The following is a 4,238-nucleotide window of genomic DNA, read 5'->3' on the forward strand; positions in this document are numbered from 1 at the left end:
ATATCAACAATACATTACACTAGCATGGGTAGCATTAATCCCGCTTTTTTAGGCTTAAACCTTCGACTTGGATCGTTGCCCCAATCAAATTTTTTTTAAGTATAAAATGCAGTGTCGACCTTATCACCCTTGCATTTTTGCTGATATATAGGGTAACATCATTCTGTTTAAATATATCAAATGCGTCCAATTGATCTGGCTTTACAAGTGAAACTTCAGAAACCTCAAAAGTTGGACAGCAACCGCCACCTGTAGAACTGATGGTAAGTGTTAAATTACTCTTTCTTTTTTTTCGCATGTAGTCTAAAACTGCATTGTCTATTTTAAGCTCAAATGATCTGTCCATCTTTTTTACTCCTATTCCATTTTATTTTTCGGCAGTTTGATAACAAAACTACTGCCTTCGTTTAAGTGACTTTCGGCCTCAACCATTCCTCCATGGGCAGTAACGATTGACTTAACAATGGCCAGTCCAATTCCTGAACCACCGGTCATACGATTTCTAGATTTATCAGCGCGATAAAAGCGCTCAAAAACATAGGGGAGTTCATCTTCTGGTATCCCAATCCCATTATCACTGACACATAATCGAACAAACTGCTTATCTTCAGAAATAAAAATTTTAATGATACCATGCTCCGGTGTATATTTTACAGCATTTGAAACTAGATTAATGATAACCTGGCTGACTCTATTTTGATCAGCATATGTGTCTGAACTTTCCCCCTCAATCGATACGTTCAACTTCTTTTTATCGATTTCTGCGGCAAAGTTCGCCACTGCTTTTTCTGATAACGCATTCAGATTAATCTGTGTTTTATCAAGCTTTAAATTATCACTTTCAACTTTTGCCAAATTCTCTAAATCTTGGATAATTTTACCTATGCGCAATATTTCATCATGGCAACTTTTCAAGCGTTCGTTTGTAGGTTCCCATACCCCTTCAATCATGGCTTCAATATGGGTTCCAATCGATGTAAGAGGGGTTCGCAGTTCATGAGCTACATCAGCGGTCAACTGTTTTCTTAGTGACTCCTGTTTTCCCAATGTGTCAGCTAAATGATTAACAGCAACAATGAGGTCATTTAATTCCCTGGTTTTTGAAACTTCTGTGATTCGTACATCGTAATCACCTTCAGAGATTTGTTTTGTTACAGTGACCGTATGTAAGATTGGGCGACTTAATCGTTTAGCCAGGATTGACCCGACAATAACCGAAAAAACAAGTGAGAAAACGCCAATTCCGATTAATACTGTATTAAGTGCATTCAAAAACTGAAAATCATCTGCGCTTAAAAAGTATGGTCCAAAATAGCTGATATCTGCCGTTCCAATGACTTTACCATTCTTAGTGATTGAGATGGTTTTTGACATAAATTCACCATTCATTTGCGGATATTTCGTATTCATGCGATGTGAAATATCATCCATCACTGCTGTACATAAGGACATATCACATGTCTCCGCATCCCAGATCGTCTGATTCTGTAAATCATAAACCTTGACAATATACCCGTCATAAAGGGCATACATCCCGATGGTGTGGACAAAATCTGCGTTCCAGGTTTTGGTGTCCATATCATATTGCTGACTCAAACTATCTGTTATTTCCTGAGTTCGTTTCTCTTGTTGAATGGTAAGATAATTAGTGAATTCTTTTTCAATTAAAATGTTTGATAAAAAGCTGATCGTGGCAACAGTAAGTAACATAATCAGGGCAATCGTCAACGATAGTTTTGTTCTTAAGCTATGTTCCATAGCAATCTCCTCGTTCATAACTAATTATGAATTAGTTATATTTTTCCTGACACATGGTATCCTTCTTCTTCAATGACAGTTTTGAAGCTCTCAAAGGTTAATTTACCCGGTTCATATTCGATTGCCACAGTTTTTCCAGTAAGATCGACAATAACACGCTCAACTCCGTCGAGTTCGCCAACTGCATTTTTTACAGCTCTTTCACAGTGAGCACACGACATACCTTCGACATTTAAAATTATTCTTTCCATTTTGTACACCTCTTTTTTCTAGTTTATTTAATATTAAACGGTTTTAAAAATTTATCCACTTCAATTGGTTTTTTATCTTCGTCTTCGGCACTGACCTTGGCGAAAACCCAGCCTTCAACTTTATCCGGATCAACGCCGGCATCAATAAAAATCTGTGGATTTAAAACAAAGACAATGTCCTTATCATTGGTACTCAGGTCTTTAGCCCATTCAAACATATTCCCATCACCAATGTCAACCCCATAATGGTCAAGGGCGGTGTGATATTTAATATGATCACGTTTCAGATTGACAAGCTGTTCATAGGATGCCAGCGGGGTCACTTCGCCACTGTAGGTTAATTTTTCATCCCCTAACATTGTCCCGACCATAATCTTATCATCAACGAGCATTCCGGCGGGAAGCTTGGTGACATCAAGTCCAGCTGCGAGAAATGGTTTAGCATCAACTTCCAGCATCACATCGTGAGGGGCTCCGCTACTGTAATCCTTACTCCAGATAAAACGGGCGGTTCCATCCGGTGCCGATAGTGCCCAGCCTCCATTCATCTCATCTTCGGCAATTTGGTTGGGAATGGCCTGAAGCACCGCATCAAAGGATGTGATGGAGGTCTTGCCGACAACATCAGTTTGCTGACAACCGGATAGGACAACTAACAATAATAGGGCTGCCCCGGCTAAAATAATTTTCTTCTTCATGGTCTTTTCTCCTTGTTAAATATTTTTTTATGGTTTGAACCCTTTTAATCGGAGGGCGTTGGTGAGTACCGAAACCGAACTCAGGGACATGGCCGCCGCTGCAAAAATGGGGTTCAGCAATGGTCCGCCAAACAAATAGAGCAGTCCGGCGGCAATGGGGATTCCGGCAACGTTATAACCAAATGCCCAAACCAAATTTTGCTTGATGTTGCGAATGGTACTTTTGCTGAGTTTAATGGCGGTGGGTACATCCATCAGATCACTTCGCATCAGCACAATGTCGGCGGATTCCATGGCAACATCGGTACCGGAGCCAATGGCAATGCCAATGTCTGCCTGTGCCAAAGCCGGTGCATCGTTGATGCCATCTCCAACCATGGCCACTTTTCGGCCTTCGGCCTGGAGTTTTTTTACTTCATTTGATTTATCCTGGGGCAAAACTTCGGCCAGGACTCGATCGATGCCAACCTGTTTGGCGATGGCTTCAGCGGTTTTTTTATTGTCGCCAGTGATCATCGCCACTTCGATACCCATTTCATGAAGCTTGGCAATGGCCGCTTTACTGCTGGCTTTGACGACATCGGCCACAGCAATAATCCCGGACAGCGTGCCATCCATGGCAATGTACATGGGCGTTTTACCTTCTTCAGCAAGTCTGTCTGATTCTTCTTCCAGGGTGATCAGGGAGATACTGTTCTCATCCATCATTTTCCGGTTTCCCAATAGCAGCCGGGAACCGTCAACTTCCACTTCAATTCCATATCCGGGAATGGCTTTAAAGGTATCAATCTTAAGGGTTTCCATGTTTTCTTTTTGGGCGCCACGGACAATCGCTTCACCCAGCGGATGTTCTGATCCTTTTTCAGCCGATGCGGCAATTTGAAGGAGCCAATCCCGCTCAATCCCATTTGCGGTGACAATGTCAGTTACCTCAGGCTTGCCTTCAGTAATGGTGCCGGTTTTGTCAAAAACAATGGTATCAATAAGATGGGTGGTTTCCAGGGCTTCGCCGCCCTTAATTAAAATGCCATACTCAGCACCTTTTCCGGTACCCACCATGATCGCCGTAGGGGTTGCCAGACCAAGAGCACAGGGGCAGGCGATGACAAGAATCGAAATAAAAATGGTCATCGCAAAGACAAAGGTATGACCGGTAAAATACCAACCAACAAAGGCCAGCACTGCGATCGCAAAGACAATCGGAACAAAATAACTGGATACAATATCGGCCAGCTGGGCGATCGGTGCCTTTGAACCCTGGGCATCTTCCACCAACTTGATGATTTGCGCCAGGGCAGTATCGCCGCCAATTTTTGTCGCTCTAAATTTGATTACACCATTTTTGTTAATACTGGCAGCGTATACTGCATCTCCTGATTTTTTATCGATGGGCATACTTTCTCCGGTAAGCATCGATTCATCAATGGCGGTGTTTCCTTCAATGACGATCCCATCAACCGGAATTTTGCCCCCCGGTTTGACCAGGATCACGTCGTCAATTTCGACCTCATCAATGGGTGTTTCAATTTCG

At 42.4% G+C, this 4,238-nt stretch carries 5 protein-coding genes; all 5 read right to left on the reverse strand.

The genetic code is table 11. The annotated features are described in order from the left end of the window. Positions 1-34 precede the first annotated feature (34 nt). Complete coding sequence (locus B3F51_RS13245; RefSeq protein ID WP_286807484.1) at positions 35-346, reverse strand: hypothetical protein; 312 nt, start codon at positions 344-346, stop codon at positions 35-37. An 11-nt stretch (positions 347-357) separates the two neighbouring features. Next, positions 358-1,758: a sensor histidine kinase gene (locus B3F51_RS13250; RefSeq protein ID WP_286947551.1), complete on the reverse strand. Its 1,401-nt coding sequence runs from the start codon at positions 1,756-1,758 to the stop codon at positions 358-360. 35 nt (positions 1,759-1,793) lie between these two features. Further along, positions 1,794-2,009: a cation transporter gene (locus B3F51_RS13255; protein ID WP_286807488.1), complete on the reverse strand. Its 216-nt coding sequence runs from the start codon at positions 2,007-2,009 to the stop codon at positions 1,794-1,796. A 23-nt stretch (positions 2,010-2,032) separates the two neighbouring features. After that, positions 2,033-2,707, reverse strand: a complete 675-nt coding sequence (locus B3F51_RS13260) for a hypothetical protein (protein WP_286947553.1) — start codon at positions 2,705-2,707, stop codon at positions 2,033-2,035. A 27-nt stretch (positions 2,708-2,734) separates the two neighbouring features. Further along, positions 2,735-4,238 (reverse strand): copper-translocating P-type ATPase (locus B3F51_RS13265; protein WP_286947555.1); only part of this gene is annotated, 1,504 nt, incomplete at its 5' end.

This window comes from Acetobacterium sp. UBA5834 (assembly GCF_002435675.1).
GTDB lineage: Bacteria > Bacillota > Clostridia > Eubacteriales > Eubacteriaceae > Acetobacterium > Acetobacterium wieringae.

Excerpts from the sequence above, each read along its gene's own strand:
- B3F51_RS13250 (WP_286947551.1), bottom strand. The coding sequence starts at position 1,758 with ATGGAACATAGCTTAAGAACAAAACTATCGTTGACGATTGCCCTGATT.
- B3F51_RS13260 (WP_286947553.1), bottom strand. The coding sequence starts at position 2,707 with ATGAAGAAGAAAATTATTTTAGCCGGGGCAGCCCTATTATTGTTAGTT.
- B3F51_RS13255 (WP_286807488.1), bottom strand. The coding sequence starts at position 2,009 with ATGGAAAGAATAATTTTAAATGTCGAAGGTATGTCGTGTGCTCACTGT.
- B3F51_RS13245 (WP_286807484.1), bottom strand. The coding sequence starts at position 346 with ATGGACAGATCATTTGAGCTTAAAATAGACAATGCAGTTTTAGACTAC.